This is a genomic window from Guyparkeria halopsychrophila (genome assembly GCF_044582135.1).
Classification (GTDB): domain Bacteria; phylum Pseudomonadota; class Gammaproteobacteria; order Halothiobacillales; family Halothiobacillaceae; genus Guyparkeria.
On the sequence record NZ_JBDODP010000041.1, the window covers coordinates 1 to 5,615 of the forward strand.

Below are 5,615 nucleotides of genomic sequence, written 5' to 3' on the forward strand. Positions count from 1 at the left end.
ACTGCAACTGGCTATCGAAATAGATCAGGACATTACGACAGGCGATCAGATCCAGCCGCGGGAAAGGCGGGTCGCTGATGAGGTTGTGCTCGGCATAGACCAGCATGCTGCGCAGGCGTTCGGTCACGCGATAGGCATGATCGACGCGCTGAAAATGCCGTCTTAGCTGCGCCTCCGGGAGCATTTCCAAGGCCGCGGCGGGATAGACACCACGGCGGGCGATGATCAGGGCATCCGCGTCGATATCGGTGGCGAAGATCTGGATCGCGGGCCGGTGTGCCACGTGATCGAAGGCCTCGTCGAACAGGATGGCAATCGAATAGGCTTCCTCTCCGGTGGCACAGCCGGGTACCCATACGCGAATCTCGCGTTCAGCCTGGCTTGCCTCCTCGGTGACCCGCTCAATCTGTTTTGCCAAGGCCTCGAATGATTGCGGGTCACGAAAGAACGATGTCACCGAAATCAGGATCTCCTTGGCCAAGGCATCCAGTTCCTCCGGGTGATGCTTGACGTGATCGAGGTAGGCCTCGATATCCGCACAACCGGTGGCGAAAAGACGCCGCTGTAAGCGTCGAAACACGGTGCCCTTTTTGTAGCCGGAGAAGTCCGTTCCGCGCCGCTTTTTGAGCAACACCAGCAGACGGATAGGCACCTCATGCTCCGGCTCGTGTTCCGTCGAGTGTGTTTTTTGATAAAGCCCGGCCAATTCGCCAATCTTGCCCGCCATATCCACCGGAGTGAGAACAACGTCAGCGACCCCGGAGTCGATGGCCGACTGCGGCATCGATTCGTACTCGGCAGTCGACGGCTCTTGCACCAACGTGATCCCGCCGGCGCTCTGAATCGCGCGCAAGCCCGCCGTTCCATCCGAACCGCTGCCCGAAAGCACGACCCCGACCGCATCCTCGCCCAGGTCCGCGGCGAGCGAAACGAAAAAGTCATCGATTGATGGCCGAGGCCCGCCCACCGAAGCCGGGCTCTGCACACGGAAAAGACCATCATGAATCGCGGCATCGGCGTTGGGCGGAACCACGTAGACGGTGCCGGCGGCAGGCCGCGAACCATCACGCATGCTCTCGACCGGCAGCCGGCCCTCACCTCCGAGCAGCTCGGTCATCATGCTCACGTGGGTCGGAGCAACGTGCTGCAGCACGACGAAGGCGAAAGGAAGGCCGGAGTCCAACTCATGGAGCAGTTTCTGCAACGCATGCAGACCGCCGGCCGAGGCCCCTATCCCCACCACGGGCACCAAAGCCCTTTCGTCCATTACGGCCCCGCTTTTTGAGGACTCAGGCTTATCTCTACTCATCGGCTCAAAGTTACCACACCGTGCTGATTCAATGGCCGCCGCCCCGCGGCAGAGACCCGCAGGCCGTCCACGAGGTGCTGAAACGCAACGGGTTCGGCAGGCCAACCACGGACCGCCATCAATGGGTGGACGAAGCACTTGAGCGGGAGCGGATGCAACGGCGAGACCCATGCCGGTCCGTGGGTCTGGCAGCGGGGAAACGCGCCTTTATGGAAGGCATCCAGGAAGCATTTGGTCCTCGAGAGCGGGGACGCGGCAGGCAAAGGAAACCGCCGACGTTTCCTGGCTACGCAATGTTCCCGGCGTCTGTACGTGACTGATTTCTGGCCCGAAAACGACGCGCCACATTGGCCGACCGCATCCCTGCTATCCGCCGGTTACGTAGGCCAGACCCTCTATCACCCCCTTATGGGCAAGCCATCTCCGTCGAGGCCGCCTGGCCCATCCGCCGCGAGGCAGCCGCCAGCCACTTCGACCCCAACGGTGGATCAAGGCCTTCTGCCCCATCGCATGCCCATTGACGCGCGCAGGCGGCGATCCTGCGGAAACAACAAGGCCCGTCGTTTTGACGTGACGAGCCGTGATGTCCGTCGAAACCGTGCGTCAACCGTCCTCGGCATCGGGAGAACGACGCACGGGGCCTTGCGCCGTGAATGCCTCATGGAAGGTGACGGTGCCGCGCGGAATGGGGCCGTCGAACGACAGCACGAAAAAGACATCGGGCGGGACGCCATCGATGGCGAGATCGGACGGGTTTTCGAAACCAAACTGGCAGTAGTATTCCGGGTGGCCGACGAGGCAACAGCCGCGGGCGTTGAGGTCTTTGAGTCGGGCCAGCCCCGCGCGGATCAGGGCCTTGCCGATGCCTTGGCGCTGGTACTCGGGCAACACCGAGACCGGCCCCAATCCGTACCAGCCGGGCGTGCCGTCGGACATGCCCACCGGCGAGCAGGCGATGTGACCGACCACCCGGCCATCGCGCTCGGCGACCAGCGACACGCTCAGCGCCCCGGCGGCACGCAGGGCCTCGATGATGTACTGCTCGGTGTGACCGCTGACCTCGAGCGTCGCGAAGGCGGCCTCGGTCACCTCGGTAATGGCGTCGACATCCCCGGGGCTTTCGGGACGAATGGTGATGGGGTTATCCACGGTGCTCAACCGAATCTATGGAAGAACGTGGGACGCGAGAGCGCCGCCGCGACCCCGGTACCAGACGACAAGTGAAAGGGTTCTGATCCTTTTCCATTTTCTCTTTGCCCCTAAGGAACCTCTGCACGGATCCGGTGCCTCTCTGGCCTGGCGAGTCGTTCGTGATCAAGGCGCGTCGTCGCCGGCGTGCCGGTGGCCACGTCAAGACGGCGCAACACCGAGCACGGGCGACTCGCCTGGCCCCACAGGGCGCGCTTTGGGCCGGCCATCTGCTGCGCTGTCCCCTTATGATTATTCCGCGGCGGACGAGCGCCTGGCAAGCGTCTGGCACCTGCTCGGCTCAAAGCGCGCAGAGCGGTATCGGATGCGTGCAGAGGTTCCTTAAGGTTCACTTCTGGGCAACACCCGACTTCTTCGACCAGTCCAGCCGGATGTCCCAGTCATAATGCAGCTCGTCCGGTAACGGAGACTCCTCGGCATCTATTTCCTCGAAGACATTCTCCACCGGCACCATGGTCGCATCGCGCCCATGGATGTAGCTCTGCTCGTCGACGATCACGCGGTAGGCCTTGTTCAACCTCAGCGCGCGCTCAGGGGATGGCGTTATCAGGGTGTACACGTCCGCCGCCTTGACCTTGGCCCGGTCGACCTCGCCCTCGTCCGTGAACCATTTGGCCTGCATTTCGGGGTTGTGGCGGAACTCGCTGCCGCCTCCCACACGCTCGAAGTAGGTCAGAATCTCACCGTCGATCTCGCCCACGTTGGGGGCGTCGGCCATCCCCTTGAGATCGAGATAACCCCAGCCTTCGCCGCCGGTGACCTTGCGGGGGAAGGCGAAGGTCTGGTCGATGGTGGCGCCGACCGTGCTGTGGCATCCCATGCAGAACAACTGCTCCTCCTTGGTCTGCGGGCGGAGATCCCCCTGCTTGTCCTCGATAAAGCCGAGCACGAGCCAGCCGAAGTTGTTCGTCAGGCCGTGGCCAGTGTCGCTGAACGAATCGAGTCGTTCCTCGTCGGGCTTTTCCTCAGCGGGGGCGTCCTCGACCGCTTCGGCACCTTCCTCGCCGCCGGTCTCTTGCTCGTAGATCTCGCGCAGCTCGTCACGGTCATGGAAGGCAAGCTTCTTCATGTAGCGCAGCTCCTTCATGCGCGGCGTGTGCGTGATCTCCCCGTCCTCGGAAACGCCCACGTAGCGCACCGTGTGCAGGAACTGGGTGCCTTCGGGGTAGATCATCGCCGCCACTGGCACGTCCTTGGCATCACCCACGTAGTGCGTCGGCCGCGAGAGCCGGCTGATCACGGTCCGCTCACCGTCCCCGTCGAGATCCGCGCAGACGGCGTTCTCGTCGACCGGCAGGCTCTCGATCTCGGCGAGATCCTTGATCGCCGCCTCCAGGATGGCCAGGTTGGCGCGGTAGGCATCGACGGAATAGCCGTCCTCGTCCTGGCAACTGGCCTGCCGGAAGTTCTCCGGCAACCGCAGCATGACGTCGTCGGTCGAGCCGTTGGTCGGCCAGAAGGTACTCGGCAGCGGCTTGTAGTTGAACGCCACCCACCCGCTGCCGTCCCGCGCAAAACCGTGCTCGTCGAACGCCTCGTTGGCCAGCTGCAAGCCATCCAGATCGGGAATGAAGCCTTCCCAGCCCAGGGACTCCAGCCGCCCGGCCAAGGCGGAGTAGTTGTCCTCCGCGATGTAGGCCGAAATCTCCTCGTCGCTGATCGACTTGACCTTGTCGGCGCGGTCCCGGAACAGGTTCGTCCAGTGGTTGGTCATGGCGAAATCCGTAAAGTCGTACTCGCCTTGCAGCCGGGCATCGTCCATGAAGTTCGGCCGTTCCGAGTCCTGATAGCTCTGGTGGCAGGTGTAACAGGGATTGAAGCGGCCCTCCGTACGCGTGTAGCACTGCGACGGAACCACCGCTTCCTGGTTGTGAACCCCTTCGAGCGATAAGCCCTGCGAGGCCTGACCGGCCTGTGCGACCGCGGCGGGAACCGCGAGAAAGAGAGCGAGCAGCGAGCCGGATACGTTCATCGACGGGTTCTCCTTTGGCGGGTCTTCCGCCGACGAGGATTCTTCGGAATCAAACTTCTCGATACCCCCAGGAACATGACCTCTCACCCAGGGCGCTGCTATTGGGTATAGCCGAAGTGCGGCACAAGAGCCACCGCCGTTTGTTTCGGCCGCCGAGGCGCGAAGAAACGGTTCTGACCCCTCAGGGCGCTGTCCTCCCATATCAGCGGCCCGGTTGACTCACCTCCGTGCTCACGCAAGCTGCCTTCCGTCACGAGCAGGGGGATACTCCAGCGCCCGCCGGCCGCCCCGCATTGCGCTCCCCCAGGTCGTCCACACGCCAGTGCCCAACAAGCCCCCGAACCTGAACCGCGGGCCTATCTCAAGGAGCAAGCGCCAAACAGGCAACTGACGAACCCTTAACTCTCCGGCTGCAATGGCACAGGACGGTCCGCAGCATTCGGGAAACCACCTCGGTCAGCGGGAAGCTAATCCGTCTCGGATATTATCCGGCATAATCGACACATCGATTCGCCATGCCAGGCGAAACCAGGTCCACTCTCACAACGGACAATCGGCACACCCATGCGGGACTCGGGGAAATACCCACAATGACAGCACGGAAATCTCCAGTACAAATGACCGTATGAATCACGCGGCTTCTCGGGAAATAACCACATTTCACGCCCGGTCTTTAGTCACACCCCATCATCGCCACGCATTCCAACAGGGAAGAAGCGCACCGGATTCACAACCATTCCCGGCCCGCCGGATGGCGCCATCATGGTCCGGGACGGCCCGGACAGGACCGACGCGCCACCCCGGCAGCGCACTCTCACCGGTCTGCCATGACCATCGCCTCACGCCAATCCGGGCTTGTGAATCACTAAAAACTTTTCGATGATCTTGTGACAGAGGAACGTATGTTGTACTCACAACCAATAACTGTGCTATTGATGTAACCAACGCCTTTCGAGAAAACCATACAGTCAAGTATTTAATGAATTTCTAATTAACCAGCAACGGTTCCCGATTCCGTCCACCCGTATTCCGAGAGCTTTAAAGCCAAGGAGGGCCACGATGATGTGGAAAAGACTACTACCGGCCTTGATCACCCTTCCCACAGCGGTCGGGGCCGCTGCGCAG

General features: G+C 62.1%; 3 protein-coding genes. All 3 read right to left on the reverse strand.

Annotated elements, in window-relative coordinates:
* A partial coding sequence (locus tag ABGV18_RS11315) for a chemotaxis protein CheB (protein ID WP_396586124.1) occupies positions 1-1,480 on the reverse strand: 1,480 nt, incomplete at its 3' end.
* Positions 1,481-1,912: 432 nt separating this feature from the next.
* The gene (locus ABGV18_RS11320) at positions 1,913-2,458 is read right to left on the reverse strand and encodes a GNAT family N-acetyltransferase (RefSeq protein ID WP_396586125.1); all 546 of its coding nucleotides are present in this window, start codon (positions 2,456-2,458) and stop codon (positions 1,913-1,915) included.
* Between the two features lie 388 nt (positions 2,459-2,846).
* Positions 2,847-4,490: a hypothetical protein gene (locus ABGV18_RS11325; RefSeq protein ID WP_396586126.1), complete on the reverse strand. Its 1,644-nt coding sequence runs from the start codon at positions 4,488-4,490 to the stop codon at positions 2,847-2,849.
* Positions 4,491-5,615 lie beyond the last annotated feature (1,125 nt).

Coding starts and splice junctions, on each gene's coding strand:
- ABGV18_RS11325 (WP_396586126.1), bottom strand. CDS start 4,490: ATGAACGTATCCGGCTCGCTGCTCGCTCTCTTTCTCGCGGTTCCCGCC.